Source organism: Bradyrhizobium sp. USDA 4454, from assembly GCF_054822705.1.
The window spans coordinates 366,282-388,530 of the sequence record NZ_JBTRCN010000001.1 but is presented as its reverse complement, the minus strand read 5'-3'; the positions used below and the strand labels follow the sequence as shown (position 1 = coordinate 388,530).

Annotated in this window: 19 protein-coding genes; 12 read left to right on the top strand and 7 right to left on the bottom strand. The window is 64.6% G+C overall.

Annotated features, from left to right (window positions below; translation table 11 throughout):
• Positions 1–92 precede the first annotated feature (92 nt).
• Positions 93–959, bottom strand: a complete 867-nt coding sequence (locus ACVIW0_RS01810; RefSeq protein ID WP_461350763.1) for a beta-keto acid cleavage family enzyme — start codon at positions 957–959, stop codon at positions 93–95.
• A 210-nt stretch (positions 960–1,169) separates the two neighbouring features.
• Between ACVIW0_RS01810 and ACVIW0_RS01805 the strand changes: the two genes are divergently transcribed.
• The gene (locus ACVIW0_RS01805; RefSeq protein WP_461350762.1) at positions 1,170–2,393 is read left to right on the top strand and encodes an ABC transporter substrate-binding protein; all 1,224 of its coding nucleotides are present in this window, start codon (positions 1,170–1,172) and stop codon (positions 2,391–2,393) included.
• A gap of 160 nt (positions 2,394–2,553) precedes the next feature.
• Here the strand turns inward: ACVIW0_RS01805 and ACVIW0_RS01800 are convergent, their stop codons facing one another.
• From ACVIW0_RS01800 to ACVIW0_RS01790, 3 genes are all read right to left on the bottom strand, one after another.
• Positions 2,554–3,387, bottom strand: coding sequence for a helix-turn-helix domain-containing protein (locus ACVIW0_RS01800; protein WP_461350761.1), 834 nt, complete (start codon positions 3,385–3,387; stop codon positions 2,554–2,556).
• A 196-nt stretch (positions 3,388–3,583) separates the two neighbouring features.
• Complete coding sequence (locus ACVIW0_RS01795) at positions 3,584–4,240, bottom strand: glutathione S-transferase family protein (protein ID WP_461350760.1); 657 nt, start codon at positions 4,238–4,240, stop codon at positions 3,584–3,586.
• 137 nt (positions 4,241–4,377) lie between these two features.
• Positions 4,378–5,514, bottom strand: coding sequence for an acyl-CoA dehydrogenase family protein (locus tag ACVIW0_RS01790; RefSeq protein ID WP_461350759.1), 1,137 nt, complete (start codon positions 5,512–5,514; stop codon positions 4,378–4,380).
• A gap of 216 nt (positions 5,515–5,730) precedes the next feature.
• On the opposite strand from ACVIW0_RS01790, the gene ACVIW0_RS01785 reads away from it, so the two are divergent.
• Positions 5,731–7,272: an acyl-CoA synthetase gene (locus tag ACVIW0_RS01785; protein ID WP_461350758.1), complete on the top strand. Its 1,542-nt coding sequence runs from the start codon at positions 5,731–5,733 to the stop codon at positions 7,270–7,272.
• 126 nt (positions 7,273–7,398) lie between these two features.
• A complete protein-coding gene (locus ACVIW0_RS01780; protein ID WP_461350757.1) occupies positions 7,399–8,622 on the top strand; it encodes an ABC transporter substrate-binding protein in 1,224 nt (407 codons plus the stop codon).
• Positions 8,623–8,828: 206 nt separating this feature from the next.
• Here ACVIW0_RS01780 and ACVIW0_RS01775 read toward each other — a convergent pair whose 3' ends face one another.
• Positions 8,829–9,599, bottom strand: coding sequence for a helix-turn-helix domain-containing protein (locus ACVIW0_RS01775; RefSeq protein WP_461350756.1), 771 nt, complete (start codon positions 9,597–9,599; stop codon positions 8,829–8,831).
• Positions 9,600–9,799: 200 nt separating this feature from the next.
• Between ACVIW0_RS01775 and ACVIW0_RS01770 the strand changes: the two genes are divergently transcribed.
• The 3 genes from ACVIW0_RS01770 (at position 9,800) to ACVIW0_RS01760 (ending at position 15,229) form a co-directional block, all read left to right on the top strand.
• Positions 9,800–12,073 (top strand): marine proteobacterial sortase target protein, encoded by a 2,274-nt coding sequence (locus ACVIW0_RS01770; protein WP_461350755.1) that lies wholly within the window; start codon positions 9,800–9,802, stop codon positions 12,071–12,073.
• Between the two features lie 197 nt (positions 12,074–12,270).
• Entirely contained in the window at positions 12,271–12,840 is a 570-nt protein-coding gene (locus tag ACVIW0_RS01765; protein WP_461350754.1) for a class GN sortase, read from the top strand.
• Between the two features lie 166 nt (positions 12,841–13,006).
• Positions 13,007–15,229: an acetate--CoA ligase family protein gene (locus ACVIW0_RS01760; protein WP_461350753.1), complete on the top strand. Its 2,223-nt coding sequence runs from the start codon at positions 13,007–13,009 to the stop codon at positions 15,227–15,229.
• 196 nt (positions 15,230–15,425) lie between these two features.
• Here ACVIW0_RS01760 and ACVIW0_RS01755 read toward each other — a convergent pair whose 3' ends face one another.
• Positions 15,426–16,187, bottom strand: a complete 762-nt coding sequence (locus ACVIW0_RS01755; RefSeq protein ID WP_461350752.1) for a S1 family peptidase — start codon at positions 16,185–16,187, stop codon at positions 15,426–15,428.
• A 124-nt stretch (positions 16,188–16,311) separates the two neighbouring features.
• Between ACVIW0_RS01755 and ACVIW0_RS01750 the strand changes: the two genes are divergently transcribed.
• From ACVIW0_RS01750 to ACVIW0_RS01735, 4 genes are all read left to right on the top strand, one after another.
• A complete protein-coding gene (locus ACVIW0_RS01750; protein ID WP_461350751.1) occupies positions 16,312–16,944 on the top strand; it encodes an HAD-IA family hydrolase in 633 nt (210 codons plus the stop codon).
• A 171-nt stretch (positions 16,945–17,115) separates the two neighbouring features.
• Positions 17,116–17,439, top strand: a complete 324-nt coding sequence (locus ACVIW0_RS01745) for a hypothetical protein (protein ID WP_461350750.1) — start codon at positions 17,116–17,118, stop codon at positions 17,437–17,439.
• Between the two features lie 248 nt (positions 17,440–17,687).
• Positions 17,688–18,635 (top strand): AAA family ATPase, encoded by a 948-nt coding sequence (locus ACVIW0_RS01740; protein WP_461350749.1) that lies wholly within the window; start codon positions 17,688–17,690, stop codon positions 18,633–18,635.
• 6 nt (positions 18,636–18,641) lie between these two features.
• Positions 18,642–20,018: a vWA domain-containing protein gene (locus tag ACVIW0_RS01735; RefSeq protein WP_461350748.1), complete on the top strand. Its 1,377-nt coding sequence runs from the start codon at positions 18,642–18,644 to the stop codon at positions 20,016–20,018.
• A 111-nt stretch (positions 20,019–20,129) separates the two neighbouring features.
• Here the strand turns inward: ACVIW0_RS01735 and ACVIW0_RS01730 are convergent, their stop codons facing one another.
• Positions 20,130–20,657, bottom strand: coding sequence for a hypothetical protein (locus ACVIW0_RS01730; RefSeq protein ID WP_461350747.1), 528 nt, complete (start codon positions 20,655–20,657; stop codon positions 20,130–20,132).
• Here ACVIW0_RS01730 and ACVIW0_RS01725 point away from each other — a divergent pair.
• Together ACVIW0_RS01725 and ACVIW0_RS01720 are read left to right on the top strand one after the other, a co-directional pair.
• On the top strand, positions 20,649–20,780 hold the full coding sequence (locus ACVIW0_RS01725) for a hypothetical protein (protein ID WP_461350746.1): 132 nt from the start codon (positions 20,649–20,651) through the stop codon (positions 20,778–20,780). The genes ACVIW0_RS01730 and ACVIW0_RS01725 overlap by 9 nt on opposite strands.
• A gap of 196 nt (positions 20,781–20,976) precedes the next feature.
• Complete coding sequence (locus tag ACVIW0_RS01720; RefSeq protein ID WP_461350745.1) at positions 20,977–22,200, top strand: DUF2235 domain-containing protein; 1,224 nt, start codon at positions 20,977–20,979, stop codon at positions 22,198–22,200.
• Positions 22,201–22,249: the final 49 nt, after the last annotated feature.

The window sequence follows — 22,249 nt, the reverse complement described above, 5'->3', positions numbered from 1 at the left end:
CCCGAACGGCTGAGCCCGGAATCCATGGCGCGACAGGACATGCGGCCTGATGGATTCCGGGCTCGCGCTGCGCGCGCCCCGGAATGACGGCCCTAGTGCCTGACCCCAAAAATCCCCCGCGCCTCCGCGGGGCTTGCAATCTCGCGCCCCGATCGCTTCGCGCAGGCGGCGAGCGCTTCGACAAGTTGCCCGTTCGAGGTCACCTTGGTGCCGTCGCCAAGATAGAACGTGTCTTCCAGCCCGCTGCGAAGATGGCCACCGAGATCGGCCGCGCGCTGGTGCAGCGGCCAGATCTCCGCGCGGCCGATCGCAGTGACCTGCCAATGCGCCTCCGGCACCTTCAGCTTCAGGAGGATCGGCAACAGCTCCGGATCGGCCGGCATGCCCGAAGCCACGCCCATCACGAAATTGTACTCGAGCGGGCCGGAATACATGCCGGTCTGCCGGTACATGCCCACGCAGCGCACGATACCGACGTCGAAACATTCGAATTCGGGAATGGTGCCGGCGGCCTTCATCACGTCGAGATAGTCCTGCACCTTTTCGACGGCGTTATCGAACATCATCGGTGGCCAGGCCCAGGTGTTGTCGGCCTTGACCTTGAGATAATTCAGCGAGCCGGCGTTGCAGGCCGCGATCTCGGGTTTTGTCTCGCGGACGCAGTCGAGCGCGCCTTGGTAGTTCGGGCCCGAGGTGCCGGTGGTGTGATTGATGATCACGCCGGGGCAGGCCTCGCGGATCGCCTGCTGGATCTCCTTGCTGACGGCCACTTCCCATGACGGCAGATGGCCCTTGTTCGGCGCCTGCTGGCGCAGATGGATGTGCATGATGCTGGCACCAGCGTTAAATGCGGCCTTGGCCTCGCGCGCCATCTGTTCCGGCGTCACCGGAACTTTGTGCTGCTTCGGGTCGGTCAGCACGCCGTTCAGCGCGCAGGTGATGACGGCCTTGTCGCTCATGGGTCTGTTGTCCGCTTTGCAGTGCACATGCGCTGCTGATTTTCCCATGATGAGAAATTTGCCTTCGCCATCTTGCGTTGACTGGCTAAGAGGATGCGATCACGGCGGAATGGCTGTCAGCCGGATAACACAAGACGCAACGCTCACGTCACGCGTAGCCTTGCTACAAAGCAAAGCGGCGCAACAAGCCGGCATCACGGGGAGGACGTCATGGTCTCGATCAACCGGCGCAGCTGGCTCGCGAGCGCGGCAGGCGCGGGGCTTGCCGCCGTCGCAGGCCTCAGGCCTTCGCACGCCGAAGACACGCCCGGCGTCACCGCGACCGAGATCAGGATCGGCAGCACCACCTCGCTCAGCGGCCCGGTCTCCGCGCTCGGTGTGCAGGCGCGCTGCCAGGAGGCCTATTTCAAGATGCTGAACGAGCAGGGCGGCATCGCCGGGCGGCAGATCAAGTACATCTATTACGACGACGCGTTCAATCCGGCCAAGACGGTCGAGCAGGTCCGCCGCCTGATCGAGAGCGACAACGTCGCCTTCCTGTTCAACATGCTCGGCACCGCGCCGAATTCGTCGGTCGTCAAATACATCAACGCCGCCAAGGTGCCGCATCTGTTCCTGTCGGTGAACGGCGACAAATGGGGCGACTACAAGACCTATCCCTGGACCATGGGCTTTGCGCCGAGCGCGCGGACCGAGGCGCAGGTGTTCGTCAAATACGCGCTGAGCCAGAACAAGGACGCGAAATTCGCGGTGCTCTACCAGAACGACGATCTCGGCAAGGATTTCGTCGCCGGCGCCAAGGATGTACTCGGCGAGCGATTCGCGACAGCGGCTGTGGTGGCCTCGCACGAGGTCACCGATCCCACGATCGATTCCCAGATCGTCGCGCTGCGCGGCGCCAATCCCGACGTGCTGATCTCGGGTACCACGGCAAAGTTCTGCGCCCAGTCGATCCGCAAGATCTACGAACTCGGCTGGAAGCCGATGCACTTCATCGCCAGCGGCGCCGCCTCGATCTCCTCGACCATTGCGCCTGTCGGCCTCGACAAGGCGCAGGGCACGATCTCATCGGCCTATGTCAAGGACGTCGCCGATCCGGCCTGGGCCAACGATCTCGGCGTGAAGACCTTCCTCGCCTTCATGGAAAAATACTTCCCCGACGGCAATCCGAAGGAAGGCTACAATCTCTACGCCTACACGGTGGCGCAGGTGCTGAAGATCGTGCTCGAGCAGTGCAAGGGCAATTTCAGCCGCGACAACATCATGGCGCAGGCGAACAATTTGAAAGATATCGAAGTCGCGACGCTGCTGCCCGGCATCAAGGTCAACACCAGCCCGACCAATCACCACCCGCTGCAGCAGCTGCAACTGCATCGGATCGAAGGCCCGGGCTGGTTAAGGTTCGGCGAGGTGATCCAGGGCGCGAATTTGTAGCGGGGTGCCCCCCAGCGTCGTCCCGGCCTAGTGCGCAATTGCGCACGGGGGCCGGGACCCACAACCACAACTGGTTATTGTTTCAGAAGGTCTCTGCCATCCCGGATCACGGATAGATCACGCGGTATGGGTCCCGGCCTTCACCCGGACGACCGAGGAGCTAGCTGACTGCGCGCTCGTTTGCCGCCTGCCCCGTCCGGTAGATCGCGAGATCACGCGAGCCAGAGAAGATCGCGCGCGGCTTCAGGCCGTAGAAGCGGCGGATCGAGTGGCTGAAATGGGTCGAGTCGGGATAGCCGATGTCCTGCGCGAGATGCGCGAGGTTGATGTCCTGGTTGGCGAAATGCAGCAGATGCCGCGCACGCTTCCAGGCGCGGAAGGAGCGGAACGAGATCCCGGTCTCCTCCTTGAACAGATGGAGGAAGCGCGACGGCGACAGTCCGGCCTCGGCGGCGCAGCCGGCCGCGGTCACCGGCTCGCCGGAGAATTGCCCGATGCGGCCGATCGCGCGCACGACACGCGGATCGAGGACGCGCTGCGGCAGTGCGTCGCCGAAACACATGGTGTCGAACTCGGCATTCGCGATGGCGTCGCGATGCTGCATCTCGGCGAGCGTCGCATAGGCGTTGCGAATCCGGTTCGCAAACAGATGCGAGTCCGGTCCCTGCAGGCGGCGGGCGACGGCTTCGAGCGTGCCATCGGGCACGCTCTCCGGCTCGATCGCAACGCAGATCGCGGCACGATATTCGCTGGTGATGGTGTGCCGCAGGTTCGGCATCGTCACCGCGAGTTCGCCATGGGATTCGCGGCCCTCGCTGGTCGACAGATGCAATCCGTCGCGGATCGCGACATAGACATGGAAGGCACCCGGACAGCGCTCGCGCGGACGACCGAGCAGCCCGGCATAGAACACCCGCTCCGGCGTGATCAGCATCCGGTAGCCGGACTCCTGCTGGCCGGAATTTTGGCACTTCGCGTCCACGATCGCGTCCATGGCGGTTCCTCCTCGCGCGCCTCTTTGGGCTGCTGCGGCGGCGCTCACCATAGCGCAAATTCGCAGACTGTCACCGACGCGAAATGTCGTCATTCCGGGGCGCATCGAAGATGCGAGCCCCAGTGCGCAATTGCGCATTGTGGGCTCTGGAGATTCCGGGTTCGATGCTGTCGCATCGCCCCAGATGACGGAGAAGCTACGGCCGCGCCCGCGGCGCAACGTTCTGTTCCAGCCCGGCTTTTTGCTCCGCGGCCACCGCGCGCTGATAACCGTAGCGCTGTTGCAGCCGCGCCCAATAGGCCTCGACATTCGGCCCGAAATCCTTGGCAAGGCCGATATTGCTGGCGAGCCGCAGCGCATAGCCATTTGTAATGTCGGCGGCGGTGAAGCGTTCCGCGCAGAGGAATTCCGACTTCGCGGCGGCGGCCTCCACCGCACGCAGCCGGCCCAGGAACCATTTTGCATAATCGCCCGAGACCTGCGGATTGCGCCGCTCCTCCGGCTCGAGCTGGCTGTAACGGAGCACCAACGTCTGCGGAAAGGTCAGCGTCGCGTCGGAAAAATACATCCAGTTCAGGAACGCGCCATAGGCCGGCTCGTCGACGCTGACGATCAGCGGCGTCGGGCCGTATTTGGTGCCGAGGTAATGGCAGATGCCGGAGGACTCCGTCATCCTGGTCTCGCCATCGACCATGAACGGGATGGTGCCGAGCGGATTGATGCCGAGATATTCCTTGGCGAACACCCGCGGCGGAAACGGCAGCATCTTCAGCTCATAGGGCAGCCCGAGCTCCTCCAGCATCCACAGCGGACGGAACGAGCGCGCGGCGTCGCAGTGATAGAGCGTGATCATCTCAGGCGTTTCCTCTTGTGGTCTATCCCTTGTCATTCCGGGGCGACCGCGCGGCGGACGAACCCGGAATCCATTTAGCCTCGAATCCGCGTCCCGATGGATTCCGGGCTCTCGCTTCGCGAGCCCCGGAATGACGGCTACAACCCCATCTGCCTTGACGCGAGATCCTTCATGATCTCCTCGGTGCCGCCGCCGATGGCGTTGACCTTGACCTCGCGGTAAATGCGCTCGACCTTGACGCCGCGCATGAAGCCGGCGCCACCGAAGATCTGTACCGCCTCGGAGGCGCAGTGCGCCATGGTCTGGGTCGCCTGGTTCTTCATCATGCAGATTTCGGCGACCGGGCTTTCGCCCTGGCCGAGCCGCCATGCCAGCATTTCCAGCATCGCCTGCGAGGCCGCGACCTTCTGTGCCATGTCGACGATCTTGTGCCGGATGACCTGATGCTGCGCGATCGGCTTGCCGAAGGTCTTGCGCTCCTTGGCATAGGCAATCGCTTCGTCGAGGCAGACCCGCGCGGAGGCGGTGCAGCCGGCCGCCATGCCCATGCGCTCGCTGTTGAAGTTCTGCATGATGATCTTGAAGCCCTGGCCTTCCTCGCCGATCAGGTTGTCGACCGGCACCCGGCATTCGTCGAAATGCAGCGTCGCGGTGTCCGAGGCCCACCAGCCCATCTTCTTCAGTCTGGTCCGGGCCAGGCCGGGCGTATCGCCTTCGATCAGCAGCAGGCTGACGCCGCCCGGCCCCTCGCCACCGGTGCGCACCGCGACCGTCAGATAGTCGGCGCGCATGCCCGAGGTGATGAAGGTCTTCTCGCCGGAGACGACATAATGGTCGCCGTCGCGGCGCGCCTTGGTGCGGAGGTTGGCGACGTCGGAGCCGCCGCTCGGCTCGGTGATCGCGAGTGCGGAGATCTTCCTGCCCGCGAGCACCTCCGGCAGCACGCGCGCCTTGACCTCAGGCCGCGCGGCGCGGGCGATCGGCGGCGAGCCGATGGTGTGGCTCATCAGGCTCGCCGAGACGCCGCCCGCACCGGCACGCGCCAGCTCCTGCGAGGCCACGATCTTCATGAACTGGTCGGCGACGATCCCGCCATATTCTTCCGGGAAACCGAGGCCGAGCAGCCCGATTTCGGACGCCTTGGCATAGAGTTCGCGCGGAAACTCGCCCTCCTCGTCCCATTGATGGGCGAATGGCTCGATTTCCCTGGCAACAAAGCGCCGCATTACCGCGCGAAATGCCTCATGCTCGCCGGTGTAGAACGGGTTTGCCATCCGCTGCTCCATTGATTCTCGTGCCCGACGATGTCCGGATTCTTCCCTGTCCACTTGCGTCGAGTGGCTGTCGGCCGGGCCAGCCTTCCCCATCCGGGCACGAGCCAGCCACTAAACGCAAGACAGTATCGCAATACGCCCCCTCCACTGCCAATTCATGGCATCAATTGAGCCGGGAACAGGCAGCGCAAGACTGCCGTTCCGGAGGAGGGACATGTGCCGGTTCGTTACTACGACTGGATCGCGCATCATCGCCGGCGCACGCCGGACAAGACGGCGCTTGTCGATCTCGCAAGCGGACGTCGCTTTGGCTATGCGGAGCTCGATGCCCGCGTGTCGCGGCTCGCCGCCTGGCTGCGCGACGGGCTGAAGGTTGCGCGCGGCGACCGCGTCGCGGTGCTGGCGCTGAACACGACCGATACGCTGGAGGTGCAGTTCGCCTGCTTCCGGATCGGCGCGATCTTCTTGCCGCTCAACACCCGCCTCACCGTCCCTGAACTGCGCTACATCACCGGCGACGCTTCACCAAAAGTGATGATCCATGACGACGACCTCGCCGAGACCGCGCTTGCGGTCGCCAAACTCTGCGACGTCGCGTCCACCGTGCGGCTCGGCGCGGGCGGTGCCTATGAAGCCGGTATCGCGGCGGCCAAGCCGCTCGAACGGTTCGAGGAGGTCACGCTCGATGACATCTCGACCATCATGTACACCTCGGGCACCACGGGCCAGCCCAAGGGCGCGATCATCACGCACGGCATGACGTTCTGGAATTGCGTCAATCTCGGCGGTCCCGCCTACATCTCGCCGGCCTCGGTGCTGCTGACGGTGCTGCCGCTGTTCCACACCGGCGGGCTGAATTGCTACACCAACCCGGTGCTGCATGCCGGCGGCACGGTGCTGATCATGCGCGCGTTCGATCCCGGCGAGGCGCTGAAACTGATTGGCGATCCTGCGCAAGGCATCAACGTGTTCTTCGGCGTGCCCGCGATCTATCAGTTCATGGCGCAGCATCCGAGTTTTGCCACCGCGGACTTCAGCCGCCTCGTGATCGGCGGCGTCGGCGGCGCGCCGATGCCGGTGCCGCTGCTGAAGATCTGGGAGGCGCGCGGCGTCGCGCTGCAGCAGGGCTATGGCATGACCGAGACCTCGCCGGCGGTGATGGTGCTCGACCGCGAGGATGCCGCGCGCAAGGCCGGCTCGTCCGGCAAGCCGGTGCTGCACACCGAAGTGCGCATCGTGCGACCCGATGGCAGCGATGCCGCGGTCGGCGAGCTCGGCGAACTCTGGGTCAAGGGCCCGAACATCACGCCGGGCTACTGGAACCGGCCGGACGCCAATGCCTCCTCCTTCACCGACGGCTGGCTGCACACCGGCGATGCCACGCGGATCGACGAGGAGGGCTTCTACTACATCGTCGACCGCTGGAAAGACATGTACATCTCCGGCGGCGAGAACGTCTATCCGGCCGAGGTTGAGAGCGTGCTGCATCAACTGACGGCCGTGGCCGAGGCCGCCGTGATCGGCATTCCGAACGAGCAATGGGGCGAGGTCGGGATGGCCGTGATCGCCGTGAAGCCGGGCCATACGCTGACGCCGGCCGAAATCCACGCGCACTGCCAGGCCAATCTGGCGCGTTTCAAATGCCCGCGCCTGATCGAATTCATCGATGCCCTGCCGCGCAATGCGGCAGGCAAGATTCATAAGCCGACGCTCCGGCAACAATTCAGCCAGCCGAAGCCAACCGATACCGCGGCGTGACCTTAACGCGCGTCTTGCGCATTCCGGGCCTCGCCGCGACGACAGATACCCCGCAACCGGCTGCCGGGACGGCTGCGGGTTCGTTGCGTCAGTCCCCAACCAGAATCAATCAAGGAAATTGCCTGTATGAAAACCACAAAAAAATTGTCGCTGCTGGCCGCCGCCGCGGTGCTCTGCCTGCTCTCCACCCAGGCCGCCTTTGCACAAAAGAAGTACGACACCGGCGCCTCCGACACCGAGATCAAGATCGGCAACGTCGAGGCCTATAGCGGTCCCGCCTCCGCCTACGGCATCATCGGCAAGACCGAGGAAGCCTATTTCAAGATGATCAATGATCAGGGCGGCATCAACGGCCGCAAGATCAACTGGATCTCGTATGACGACGGCTACTCGCCGCCGAAGACCGTGGAGCAGATCCGCAAGCTGATCGAAAGCGACGAGGTCTTCCTGGTGTTCAACGCGCTGGGCACGCCGACCCAGACCGCGGTGCAGAAGTATCACAACGCCAAGAAGGTGCCGCAGCTGTTCCTCGCCACCGGCGCCAGCAAGTGGAACGACCCGAAGGATTTCCCGTGGACGATGGGCTTCCAGCCGAGCTATCGCGTCGAGGCGCGGATCTTCGGCAAGTACATCCTCAAGGCCAAGCCGGATGCCAAGGTCGCGATCTTCTATGCCAACGACGATTTCGGCAAGGACTACCTGGTCGGCCTCAAGGAGGTGCTCGACAAGTCGAGCGTCAAGATCATCGCCGAGGAAAGCTACGAGACTACGGAGCCGTCGATCGATTCCCACATCGTCAAGCTAAAGGACACCGGCGCCGACGTGTTCGTCAACATCTCGACGCCGAAATTCGCGGCGCAAGCGATCAAGAAGATCGCCGAGCTCCAGTGGAAGCCGATGCAGGTGATGACCGACGTCTCGATCTCGATCGGCGCCGTGATGAAGCCCGCCGGGCTCGAGGCCTCGGAAGGCGTGCTGTCGGCCGGCTATCTCAAGGACGCCTCCGATCCGCAGTGGAAGAACGACGAGGGCATGAAGAAGTTCATGGCCTTCGCCGAGAAGTACATGCCGGGCGCCAACCTGTCCGACGCCAATCTGGTCTATGGCTACGCCGCCGCGCAGACCATGGTGCAGGTGCTGAAGCAGGCCGGCGACGACCTGACGCGTGAGAACGTGATGAAGCAGGCCGCCAGCCTGAAGGATTTTGTGCCCGACACGCTGATCCCCGGCATCAAGATCAACACCAGCCCGACCGACTTCGCGCCGGTCGAGCAGCTCAAGATGATGCAGTTCAAGAACGGACAGTGGGAGCTGTTCGGCGACATCATCAGCGCCGAGGCCGGCGGCTAGCGCTGGGCTCTCGACGAGCAAGCACATCGCGAAGCCGCCCATTCGGGCGGCTTCGTTGCTTTGCGGGCGCATGTGACTCTCTCACCGTCACCCTGAGGAGCCGCGATGCGGCGTCTCGAAGGGTCGACGGCCCGGCCGGTGGCCGTGCATCCTTCGAGACGCGCGTGCCGCGCTCCTCAGGATGACGGAACTCGCATCCTATCCTGTCAACGCGATCCCGGCAGAAAGATCGCGAACGGCTCGTCGATGGTGCGACGCAGATGCTCGCGATAGAGGACGAAGTTGGGATCGTCGGCCGACACCCGGCCAAGGCTTGGCTTGGCGACGTTCTTCGCCGGCAGGAATGCGATCGGCGCCGCGACCGGCGTCAATAGCGAACCGCGGCCGGCGAGCAAGGTCGTGATGATGCCGTACATCTCGCCGGAATTGCGCGGGCGCGAGACCGTGATGACGCGATGCTGGCCGTGCCGGTTGGTGACGAGGTAGACGAAGCCGGATTCATTCGGCACCGCGACCTCGCCATACTGCGTATAGTCGGCGTCCTGTCGCTCGCCCTCGCGGAAGCCGAGCGATGATGTCGCATCGTCCCAAATGATCTCGGTGCGGTAGGCGTAGAGCGCGCCCTGTTCGCCGAACGACGGGCGCACCGTGATGTAGGTGCCTTCGATCCGCGCCACCGAACGGCGGGAATAGGATCCGAGGCTGTCGGGCGCGATCCCGCCATTGGCGGGCACGACCACTTTGATCGCTTCCGGCAGCTTGCGCAGCGACACGCCGAGCGCCTGCTCCAGCCGCACGGTGGTCGCCAGCGTGAACGGGCGGCGACCGCCGAGCACCTTCTCCAGGGTCGACAGGCTGAGCTTGGCCTGCTCGGCCAGCGTCTGCCGCGAGATCCGGCGGCGCGCGATTTCCTCGCGGATGGTCTCCGCGACCTGCTGGCTCTGCTCGGCGGACAGTTGCTTGTCAGACGTCGACATCGTGGTCCTGCGGCGGGTTCTCTATGAATTGGCGCAGTCTAGCAGACCGGACAACCCATCACAAAACCGCACAAACCCGCCTCGGCCGGCGGCGGAGCGCGCCGGACGGCGGCCAATCATTGCCGATCATTCTGCTCGCGCCAAAACCGCCGTTCTCCATGATTGCGAGGCAGCGAAAGCCTCGCTCGGGAGTGACGAAAATGACGATTTACGATGCATGTGAGAGGAGTCCGCAGATCCGCATGTCGCGCAGGATGCGGATTGCGCTGTTCTTCCTGGTGGAAGGCGTCGCCGCACTGGCGATCGGCTTCGCGGCACTGTTTGTGAGTTTCGATCCGGTGTGGTCGGCCGAGCTGCCGCAACAGGCGGTGCTGCGGCCATTGGATGCGCGCTCCGGCTCGCTGCTGTTCAAGACTGACTACGGCTACCAGGACGCGCTGAGGCTCGGCATCGATGTCGACCTCACGGTGTCGGGCCCGACCGTGCGCGCCCGCGTCACCCAGATCTTCCGCAACCCGACCAAGGACTGGGTGGAAGCGACCTATGTCTACCCGCTGCCGCCGGGCGGCGCGGTCGATACGCTGAAGATGGTGGTCGGCGATCGCATCGTGATCGGCGACATCAAGGAGCGGCAGCAGGCCCGCGCGATCTACGAGCAGGCCAAGCAGAGCGGCCAGAAGGCCGCGCTCACCGAGCAGGAGCGGCCCAACATCTTTACCAACTCGGTCGCCAATATCGGTCCCGGTGAAACCGTGCTGGTACAGATCGAATATCAGGAGCCGGTGCAGCAGAACGGCAATGAATTTTCGCTGCGGGTGCCGATGGTGGTCGGCCCGCGTTACAATCCGCGGCCCGTCGTGCAGAGCGTCGACCTCCGCGCCGATGGCAGCGGCTGGGGCGCCACCACGACCGATCCGGTGCCGGATCGCGACCGCATCGCATCCGAGGTGCTCGATCCCGCCACGAATGCACCGGTCAATCCGACCAACATCACGGTGCATCTCAACGCCGGCTTTTCACTCGGCGACGTGAAGAGCCATTTCCACCAGGTCAAGATCGAGAGCCCCGACAGCACAACGCGCGTCGTCAGGCTTACCGAAGGCCCGGTGCCGGCCGATCGCGATTTCGAGCTGACCTGGAGGCCGGCTGCCGAGAAGGCGCCGTCGGTCGGGCTGTTCCGCGAGCATGTCGTCAATTCCGACTATCTGCTGGCCTTCGTCACGCCGCCGTCGGTCGAGCAGGCGCAGCAGAAGCAGCTCCCCCGTGAGGTGATCTTCGTGATCGATAATTCCGGCTCGATGGGCGGCACGTCGATCATCCAGGCCAAGGCGAGTCTCAATTACGCGCTCGGTCGCCTGCAACCGACCGATCGCTTCAACGTGATCCGCTTCGACGATACCATGGACACGCTGTTCCCGGCGCCGGTTGCGGCAAACAGCAGCAATATCGGCAGTGCGACCTCGTTCGTCAGTGCGATCCAGGCCCGCGGCGGCACCGAGATGGTGCCGGCGATGCGCGCTGCGCTGTCCGATACCAATCACGACGACGCCGACCATGTGCGCCAAGTCGTGTTCCTGACCGACGGCGCGATCGGCAACGAACAGCAATTGTTCGAAACGATCAGCGCACTTCGCGGGCGCTCGCGGGTGTTCATGGTCGGCATCGGCTCAGCGCCGAATACCTATCTGATGACGCGCGCGGCCGAACTCGGCCGCGGCACCTTCACCCATATCGGCTCGGTCGAGCAGGTTGACGAACGCATGCGCGACCTGTTCGCCAAGCTGGAGAATCCCGCGGTGACCAACCTGTCCGCGAAGTTCTCCGAGGCGACCGCCGACCTGACGCCGTCCGCGCTGCCCGACGTTTATCGCGACGAGCCGCTGGTGCTGGCCGCGAAGCTCGACAAGCTCACCGGCTCGATCGAGATCAAGGGCCGCATCGGCGACCGTCCGTGGAGCGTGACGCTGCCGCTCGCGAACGCCGCCGAAGGCAAGGGCCTGTCGAAACTCTGGGCGCGCCGCAAGATCGCGGATGCCGAGGTCGCGCGCACCACGCGGCAGCGGAGCCCCGAAGATGCCGACAAGACCATCCTCGCGCTGGCGCTGGAGCATCAGCTCGTGACGCGGCTGACCAGCCTCGTTGCGGTCGACAAGACGCCGAGCCGCCCCGACGGCGAGCCGCTGAAGCTCGCAGAGCTGCCGCTCAACCTGCCCGCGGGCTGGGATTTCGCAAAGGTGTTCGGCGAGCGCCCGAGCCTGCCGACTGCTCCCACCGAACGTCGCGCCGAGGCAAGCGACGGCAAGCTTCAGCTCGCCGCGCTGAAGCGGTCACCGGTCGCCACGCAAGGTCCCGGCACGATCCAGCTGCCGAAGACCGCGACCGATGCCGAAATGAAGATGATCGCGGGTGTGATCCTGCTCACGGTCAGCCTCCTGCTTCTGGTGTTCAACCGACGTCAGACGTCGCCCCAATGACGTCGGATGAAAGGAGGAGGTGCCCCCGACCTCCTCCTTCAACAGCGCGCGCGGCCTTCCCACCCGTCCCCCAGGGGCCGCGCGCGCCACTTTTCTCAACCCACAAATGTCATTCCGGGGCGATGCGCAGCATCGAACCCGGAATCTCGAGATTCCGGGTTCGCTTCGCGCCCCGGAATGACGGCAGAAGAAACGACATGCGCCGCTTCATCCTCCCGCTCGCCTTCGCTCTCATCGGCCTGATCCTGTTCGGCCAGGGCGTCTATATCCACGCCAAAGCGCTGCTCGCGCAGGTGCTGCTGGAGCGCGCCTTTACACAGAGCATCGCGACCGGCCAACCCGTGAAACCATGGAGCTGGGCCGATACCTGGCCGGTGGCCCGGATCGAGGTGAAGCGCCTGCACGCGTCAGCGATCGTGCTCGCCGGCAGCAGCGGCCAGGCGCTGGCGTTCGGTCCCGGTCATGTCGAGCAGAGCGTCGATGCCGGGCAGCCGGGCGTCGCGGTTTATTCCGCGCATCGCGACACCCATTTCCGCTTTCTGAAAGATGTCACAATCGGCGACGAGATCGACGTCACGCGAAGCGACGGCAGGATTTTTCGCTACAGGACGGACCGCAGCGCGGTAGTCCGCTTCGATCAATCCGGTATCGATCCCATCACCGATAAATACGAGCTGGTGCTGTCGACCTGCTGGCCGTTCGACGCGCTGACATCGGGGCCCGAGCGTTATCTGTTGCACGCGACTCTGATCGAATCGGGTTCTTGACCCGCGTCAATTTTCGCGTGCCGGGATATTGCGCGCGATGCCCTGACTTGCGCCAGCGTGAGTTGCTACCCCCTTCCATCAGCCATAAAAACAATGAAAAATCATGTCCTGCGGTGATTGACCGTGGGCCAGAGGAACAAGCAGAACAAGGATAAGGGCAGGCTCCATGGAAGCTCTCGCACGCACCGCGTCTCATCCGTCCCGCGAATGGGCGCCGCCCGCCGATGCCAGTGACATCGTCAAAAGCATCCACGCAATGCTCCACCCGCGCAACATCGTGCTGGTCGGCGCCACCGACAAGCCGGGCAACTATGCCGAACGAATCTGGAACAACCTGGTCAGGTACGGCTATGCCGGGGGCCTTTATCCGATCAACGCCAAGCGCGAGGCGATTTGGGGCGTCACCTGCTACAAGGACTTCGCGAGCCTCCCCGAGAAACCCGACCATGTGCTGGTGCTGGTGCCGGCCCGCTTTGCCGTGCAGGTGATCCGCGACGCCGCCGCGGCGGGGGCGCGCTCGGCGACCATCGTCACGTCAGGCTTCAGCGAATTGCAGGATGAAGAGAGCCAGCGGCTCGCGGTCGAGCTGAAGCAGGCGATCAAGGAGACCGGGCTTGCGGTCACCGGCCCGAATTGCCTCGGCAATCTCAGCGCCGGCGAGAACCTGTTCACCAATATCGACGACCGCATCGTCACCATGGAGCAGGGCGCGGTGGCGATCGCCGGCCAGTCCGGCGCCATCGTGATGGCGATCCGCCAGGCGCTGGAGGATCGCGGCGTCGGCGTCGGCTACATGGTCACGACCGGCAACGAATCCGGTCTCGAGACGCCGGATCTGATGAGCTATTTCGCCGCCGATCCGAGCATCCGTGTCATCGTGGTCTATCTCGAAGGCGTCAGGAACACAAAGGTGTTCCGCGATGCCTGCAAGGCCGCGCGCGCTGCCGGCAAGCCGGTCATCGCGCTCAAGCTCGGCGCCTCCGAGGGCGGCCGGGCTGCTGCGATGGCGCATACCGGCGCGCTCGCCGGCTCGATCGAGACGTTCGACGCGATCTCGACCCGCGAAGGCGTGATCCGGGTGCGCGGGCTGGATGAACTGATCGAAACCACCGAGTGCTTCGTGCACGCCGATCCGCCGAAGGGCAATCGGCTGGCGGCGGTGTCGCTGTCCGGCGGCAAGCGCGGGCTGTTGATCGATGCGTTCTACTCCGCCGGCCTGAACTTCGCACCCCTGAGCGAGAGCACATCGGAGCAGCTCGCCAAGATGCTCGGCCCCGGCAGCATCGTTGGCAACCCGCTCGACGCCGGCTTCGCCGCGGTGGTCGATCCTTCCGTCTACATGAAGTCGATCAAGATCATGATCGACGATCCCGATACTGACATCGTCATCATCGATGCCGAACTGCCGAAAGCGCCGCACGAGCTGCGCGAGCGCAATCTGCGCATCGTCAACGACATGGCCGGCCAGGCCAACAAGCCGGTGATCTATATCAGCGCGATGTCGATCGGCTTCACCGACTTCACCAAGGGCCTGCGCAAGTCGCTGCCCAATATCGCGGTCATGCAGGGCCTCGACCGCGCGGTCGGCGCGATCAAGTCGCTGATCGAATACGCCGGGCTGCGCAAGGAAGTACCCGACATCACGTCAAGCTCGACGGCGTCCGCGCGCGTGGTGCTGGAAAAGACGCTGAAGGCCGCCAACGGCGCCGCCGCACTCGACGAGGTCGCCTCGAAGAAGCTGCTCAAGGCCTATGGCATCCCGATCTCGAAGGAAGACGTTGCGCAGACTGCGGCCGAGGCCGTGAAGATCGCCAAGGCGATCGGCTTTCCGGTGGTCGCCAAGGTGGTCAGCCCCGACATCCTGCACAAATCCGACGTCGGCGGCGTGGTGCTGAACCTCGCCAATGCGGCGGAGGTGAAGAAGGCGTTCAACGACATCACGGCGCGGGTGAAGAAGCTGAAAGGCAAGCCGAAGCTCGAGGGCATCCTGATCGCGCAGCAGGTCAAGGCCGACCTCGAGCTCGTGGTCGGCGCCTCGCTCGATGCCGAGATGGGCCCCGTGGTGCTGTTCGGCACCGGCGGCGTCGACATCGAGCTGATGAAGGACGTGGCGCTGGCCGGCGCACCGCTCGATGATGCCGAGGCGAAGCAGCTGATCGCCAGGACCAAGGCCGGCGTCAAGATGAAGGGCTATCGCGGCAAGCCGGCGCTGCACGAGCCGTCGGCGGTGAAGGCGCTGGTCGGGCTCTCCAACCTGATGGCCGACGCCAACGGCCGCATCGCCTCGATCGACGTCAACCCCTTCCTGATCAACCGCAAGCTCGGCGTCGCCGTCGACGGCCTGATCGTGCTGAACAACGCCGCCGCGAACAAGGCTGCGGGGCATTAGGGTCGGGCGCGCCCTGCCCCTCGCGTCATCCTGAGGAGCGCCACCGGGTCCACGCAAAGCGCGGCCCGATGACGGGCTCCGCGCGTCTCGAAGGATGCTCGGCCCGGCTGGTGGCCGTCGATCCTTCGAGACGCCGCTTCGCGGCTCCTCAGGATGACGGAGCTCTGAACGCGTCAGCGGTTCGACCGCCACCGCCTCAGAAGCTCGCCCCCCACTGCCGCGCGGTCTGCATCAGCCAGTCGCGATAGAGCGTCAGCGGCGTCACGCCGGTGATGCCGCCGCAGCCGGCGGTGCCGTTCGGCCCGGTCGACCAACTGACCACGCCGACGATGACGGGCCCGCCTGGCTTGTCCTCGAACACCGGCGCACCGGAATCGCCGGTGCAGGCGCCGAGCCCGTCGCGCACGCCCTGCCCGATCGGATCGACTAGGCGGATCTGCAGCGTGCCGGGCTTGCCGCTCGCGATCAGGCCGGCGACGCGAGTGCTGCCGCCACTCTTGCCGTCGCCACGCACGGTGACGCCGACGCCGGCAATGGTGAAGCGGCCGCCGACCTGGATCGGAATGTTCGGCATGCCGAGCACAGCCGGCGCTTTGCCTGTTGCGGGCATTGCGAGCTGCAGCAACGCGACATCGGCGGTCGCGACATGATTGGTCATCGCCTGCATCCGAAAGGCTGGATGGATCGCGACCATTTTGACGTCCTGCAGCTTCGGTTGGCGATCCGCGCCGTACTCGACGATCTTGTAGTCGGCGCCTGGCTGCACGCAATGCGCTGCAGTCAGCACCACGTTCGGTGCGATCAGCGCGCCGGTGCAGAAATTGCCGCGCGAGCCGACAATGGTGACGACCGCACGCGCAACGCCATCCGTCGACGGCGCGCCGCCACCGACGATGGCTGACGCGGGAGCGGACACGAGCGACGCGATGGCCGCCAGGATCAGTTGGGGCTTGTTCATCGGCGCAGCAATAGCCCGCGCCGCGCAAATCGCCAAGCGCCGCACAAGCGCCGGATCGGGCTGGCCCCGATCCCCGATCCGTGTTAGCCGCTGCCCCAAGCAACGTCTGATTGGGCAGGAAAGAATGATCGAGGCAGTGATCTGGGATTTCGGCGGCGTCTTGACCACCTCGCCGTTCGAGGCATTTGCGCGCTATGAGACCGAGCGCAGTCTGCCGATCGACATCATCCGCCGCACCAATGCCGCCAACCATCTGGAAAACGCCTGGGCCAAGTTCGAGCGGGCCGAGATCGGGATCGATGCGTTCGATGAGCTGTTCGCCAGGGAATCGAAGGCGCTTGGCGCCGAGGTGCGCGGCAAGGACGTGCTGCCGCTGCTCTCCGGCGACCTGCGCCCCGAAATGGTCGAGGCGTTGAAGCGCATCAAGGCAAAATTCAAGACCGGCTGCATCACCAACAATCTGCCGTCGAACGCGATCGGCAGCCATAGCGGGCGCACGCTCTATGTCGCCGAGGTGATGGCGCTGTTCGACCATGTCATCGAGTCCGCCAAGATCGGCTTGCGCAAGCCCGATCCGCGCATCTACCGGATGATGGTGGAGGCGCTGCAGGTGAATCCTACGAACTGCGTCTATCTCGACGATCTCGGCGTCAATCTCAAGCCGGCGCGGGAGATGGGCATGACCACGATCAAGGTCGCGAACGCCGCGCAGGCGATCGGCGAGCTCGAGGCCGCGACCGGCCTCACCCTGAGATGAAACGCGCCCGGCCTGTTCACGACGCATTCAGGTGGCGGCCTCTAATTGTCGGCCTCCCCGTGGATCATGGCGCGACCTCGAGATCGCGCCATGATCCTTTCCTGGTCTGAGCATGATGTTCCGGACAGCCGATATCCGCGTCTCCGGATCATGCCCGCGGAGGCACATCCCATGAAACGTCTTGTCGTCGCCCTTGTTTCGGCTGGTTCGCTGCTGGTTTCGGTCGCAGCATTCGCGCAATCAACTTCAGCCCCCGCACCGGCAGCAGCGCCGGCGGCGGAGCCGCCTGCACAAGCGAGCGTCGCAGCGGCGTCCGTGCCCGGCGCGAAGCGGGCGGCCTGCCAGAGCGCAGCGAAGGCGCTGAAAGGGCAGGACCGGCACGACCAGATGCAGCTCTGCATGGCGCAGGCGCATCTCGACTGCCTGAAGCAGGCGATCGACCAGAAAATCGTCGGCCCGCAGCGCAAGGATTTCGTGAAGAGCTGCGCCAGTTGAGCGCTGCGTAGCCCGGATGGAGCGCAGCGCAATCCGGGGAACTGCAGCCGCGGTGGACTTTCCCGGATTGCGCTGCGCTCCATCCGGGCTACGCGTCCGCGTATTGCGCTCGGCGGAATACCCCGGGAACCATGCGCTAACCCCGGCCTTTAACCTCCCATGCCGTTGCGGGCCGAACGAGCCTTGTGCTTTGCCCGCAACGGGCGCAGAACAGGTCCGAGTTCAAGGCAAATTCGGAGCTGATCCTCGTGGCTGACACCAGGCCCACCGCCTCGATCGAGGCCGTGGAAAGCGGCCTCGCCGCGCAAGGCTACATTGCAAGCCGGCAGATCGCGACCGCGGTCTATCTGTCGCAGCAGATCGAGAAGCCGATCCTGGTCGAAGGGCCTGCCGGCGTCGGCAAGACCGAGCTGGCGAAGGCGATCGCCGCCTGGCGCGGCATGAAGATGATCCGCCTGCAGTGCTATGAGGGCCTCGACGAGGCCAAGGCGCTGTATGAGTGGAAATACGCCAAGCAGCTGCTCTACACCCAGATCCTGAAGGACAAGCTCGGCGAAGTGCTCGGCGGCGCGCAATCGCTGGCCGCGGCGCTCGACCAGCTCCACACCTTCGGCGACGTGTTCTTCTCCAAGGAATTCGTCGAGCCGCGGCCGCTGCTCCAGGCGCTGGAGCAGCCCGCCGGCTGCGTGCTGCTGATCGACGAGATCGACAAATCGGACGCCGAATTCGAGTCGTTGCTCCTGGAAATCCTCTCCGACTTTCAGGTCACGATCCCCGAGCTCGGCACCGTCTCCGCGGTGGCGCCGCCGACCGTGATCCTGACCTCGAACAGCGAGCGCGATCTCGGCGACGCCTTGAAACGGCGCTGCCTGCACCTGCATATCGGCTTCCCCGAGCAGAGGCTGGAAGAGCGGATCGTCGAGAGTCGGGTGCCGGGTATCTCGCAGACATTGCGCAAGCAGATGGTCGGCTTCATCCACGAGATCCGCTCACTCGACCTGAAGAAGCTGCCTTCGGTCAGCGAGGCGATCGACTGGGCACGCGTGCTGGTGCTGCTGCAGGCGAGCGAACTCGATAGCGAGATCGTCAAGGACACGCTCAACGTGCTGCTGAAATACGAGGCCGATATCGAGGCCGCGACGCCGCAGATCTCGTCCTTCATCGCCAAGGCGTCGCGCCAGGGCGTTTTCAGTTAGACCCGCATGCGCGAGAACCTGCATCGCTTCTTTCGTGCGGCGCGGGGAGCCGGGGTCCGGGTCTCGCCGGCCGAAAGCATCGATGCGATGCGGGCGGTCGCCCAGGTCGGCTTTAACGATCGCGACATCCTGCGCGACACGTTCCTGCTGACGCTCGCCAAGACCCAGGACGAGAAGCGCGCGCTCGGCGAATGCTTCGACCTGTTCTTCAGCCAGCCCGAGCCGCAGCAGGAGAACGCCGAGCAGACCAAGACCGACGACAACAGCGAATCCGGCGCCAACCCCTCGGCCGACGAGCACGGCGACATGGCGGGCGGCGCCGCCAATGCGGATGTCGGGCCCTTGGCGCAGATGCTGCTGTCGCAGGACCGCTCCGCGATCTCGACCGCGATCGCCAACGCCTCCGGCGCCGCATCGCTGCCCGACATCCGCTACTTCACCCAGCGCGGCATCTTCCAGACCCGCATTCTCGATGCGATGGGCATCCAGCGCCTGCGCGACGATATCGACAATGCGACCGCGACGAATCCCGCGCTCGCCGAGCGCTTGCAGGAGGCGCTCAACGGCCTGCGCGGCACGGTGCGCGATGCGGTCTCGCAAGCCTTGCTGCTCTACGGCCGCGAAGAGGCCGAAAACCTGCGCAACGAGATCCTGCGCAACGCCCCGCTGGCCCGGATCGAGCCGCGGCAGGTTGAGCAGATGCGGACGCTGATCCGCCAGATCGCGCGCCGGCTGCGCGAACGCTATTCGAAGCCGCGCAAGCGCCAGCGCCGTGGCCATCTCGACGTCCGCCGCACGCTCCGGCGGAACGCGGCCTGGGGCGGCGTGCCGTTCCTCACCGCCTGGAAGCGCAAGCATCGCGACCGGCCGAAGATCGTGGCGCTGTGCGACGTCTCCGGCTCGGTCGCCCGCGTCTCGGACTTCTTCCTGCTCCTGATCCACAGCCTGCACGAGGTGGTCGACGACGTCCGCTCGTTCGCGTTCTCGGGCCATTTGATCGAGGTCAGCGACATCCTGGAATCGAAATCGCCGGAGGAGGCGATGAAGGAGATCATGTCCAAGGTCGGCTTCGGCTCGTCCGACTACGGCAACTCCTTCGCCGATTTCGAGGACAATTGGATGAGCGCGATCTCGCCGCAGACCACGGTGATCGTACTCGGCGATGCCCGCAGCAACAATCTCGATCCGCGCGCCGACATTCTGCGCCGCATCGGCGAGCGCTCCAAACGGCTGGTCTGGCTCAATCCCGAGGGCCGCATGGTCTGGGGCTTTGGCGATTCCGAGATGCCGCGCTACGCAACCTTTTGCACCGTGGTGCGCCAATGCGCGACCGCCCAGCAGCTCGAGCGCGCGGTGTCGGACATCGTGGCGACCTATCAATAGGCCGCGTGGCCTAACGCATGATCCGGAAAAGTGCGAAGCGGTTTTCCAGGAAGATCATGCTCAAACAAGTCGCTAACGCGCGATGACGATTCAACCGAATCTCATCGCGCTTTAGATGGCAAGCGACTCGGTGTGGAACAGCCACCCGACGAATGCAATCAGCGTGAGCGCGATCGAGGCAGTGACACTGACCAGCTTGATCGTCGTGATCGCCTTCAGCACCGAGACGGAGCGCGCCGCCGCGTGCGGGTTGCCGTGCAGCAGCAGCCAGGCCAGCAGACAATCCTCGATCAGGTCACTGAGCAGATACACCGCCGGCACGACCAGGCCGAGCCACGCCGCGGACGGATGGATCTGGTTGAGCCAGTGCGATGACGCCGCGCCCATCGAACCCGCCAGCGCCAGCATGACGATGAGGTCGAGAGGAAACAGGATCGGGAAGACGTACTTGATTCGAAGGTTGGACTGCACCAGCGTGCCGAGCTGGCCGCCGGTGTAGCTCAACGTCTTCTCCGGAAAGCGGGTGGGAAACCGGTTGGCAAAGACCCGATCGGAGTAGCGGCCGACCCACCAGAACAGTACAAACGCAATCACCACCAGACCCGCGAGAATGACCGTCACGAGAGCTTGGTGGCTCATGCCGATCCGTTCCTGCCCTTGTCGAGGAAGCTGCTGACGGCAGCAAGCAAGATGATCGCGCGCACCGGCGAAATCCCTGAACGGGAGAAAAAATCAACGCAATATCGCAATGAGTGCCGGTGAGATTCCCACCTTTTCAGAAATGTTGCAATTGAATTCTGCCGATCGCCGCGAGGCGTGCGCACGCGGCTGAGATCGATACCGACTGTCCGCCCGTCACGCCGCGTACACGGAGCCGCCTTCAATTGGAGATTGAACCTTACCCGTATTCCGCCGTACATTGAGGCCGCGATTTTCACGGCGACCGCAGGGGCAACGGATGCCGAAAGATATTGTCATCATGTGCGACGGCACCGGCAACGAGATCGGCGCCAATATTTCCAACGTGCTGAAGCTGTTTCGCGTCACCGACAAGGATGATCGGCAGCGGATCTACTATCATCCGGGTCTCGGCACGGTCGGCTTGCAAAGCAGCTGGGGCCGTTTCAAGCAGCAAGTGCGCGGCCTGTTCGGGCTGGCCTTCGGCGCCGGTCTCGACGAGGACACGCTCGGCACCTACCAGTTCCTGTGCCGGGTTTGGGAGCCCGGCGACCGGGTCTGGATGTTCGGCTTCAGCCGCGGCGCCTATACCGTGCGCGTGCTGGCGGCCTTCGTCCACGTGATGGGACTGTTGCCGGTCGACCAGCTCGACCTCGCGGACTACGCGTTCTCGACCTACAAGAAGGCGAGCTCCGACGCCCAGAAGCCTGACGGGACGTTCGACGATGCCCCGCTGAAGGAAGCCTGGCATTTCAGCCAGATTGCCGGCGGCCGCAACATCGACATCGAATTCGTCGGCGTCTGGGACACCGTCGCCTCGATCATCGTGCCGCGGCAGGACAACTTCCTGTTCGACTTGCAGACGCTGCTGTTCACCCGGACCAATTCCAGCGTCAGGCGTTTCCGCCAGGCGATTTCGATCGACGAGCGCAGACGCATGTTCCGCCTCAATCGCTGGATCGAGCCGCAGAAATTTCGCTCCGATCCGTTCGATCCGACAACGGCGGTGGAGCAGGACATCCGCCAGGTCTGGTTCGCCGGCGTGCACTCCGACGTCGGCGGCGGCTATCCGGAGGATCAGAGCGGGCCATCGAAGTTTCCGCTGGTCTGGATGCTCGAGCAGGCCAAGGCCGCCGGGCTGCGTATGGACCAGGCGCTGATCGATCATCTCGCCTGGGGAATGCCGTTGCCGCCGCACGCCCACGACTATGTGCCGCCGAGCGCGACCGCGCCGCTGCACAATTCGCTGACCGCCGCCTGGGAAATCCTGGAGTGGATTCCGAAGCGCGACAAATGGAAGGAATGGCCGGAGCGCAAATCCTTTCTCGGCTTCTACCTGCCAATGGGCGAGCCGCGGCCGATACCGGAAGGTGCCATCATCCATGCCTCGGTTGTGGAGCGCATGGAGAAGAACGCGACCTACAAGCCGATCAACCTGCCGACGACCTACATGGTCGAGCCGATGACGCCGCCCCCGGCGCCACCCGCGCCGACGGGCTCCTAGCTCCGACGCATTTCTCCACGCTAACCGGGTCCACTTCGCTCGAAAACGC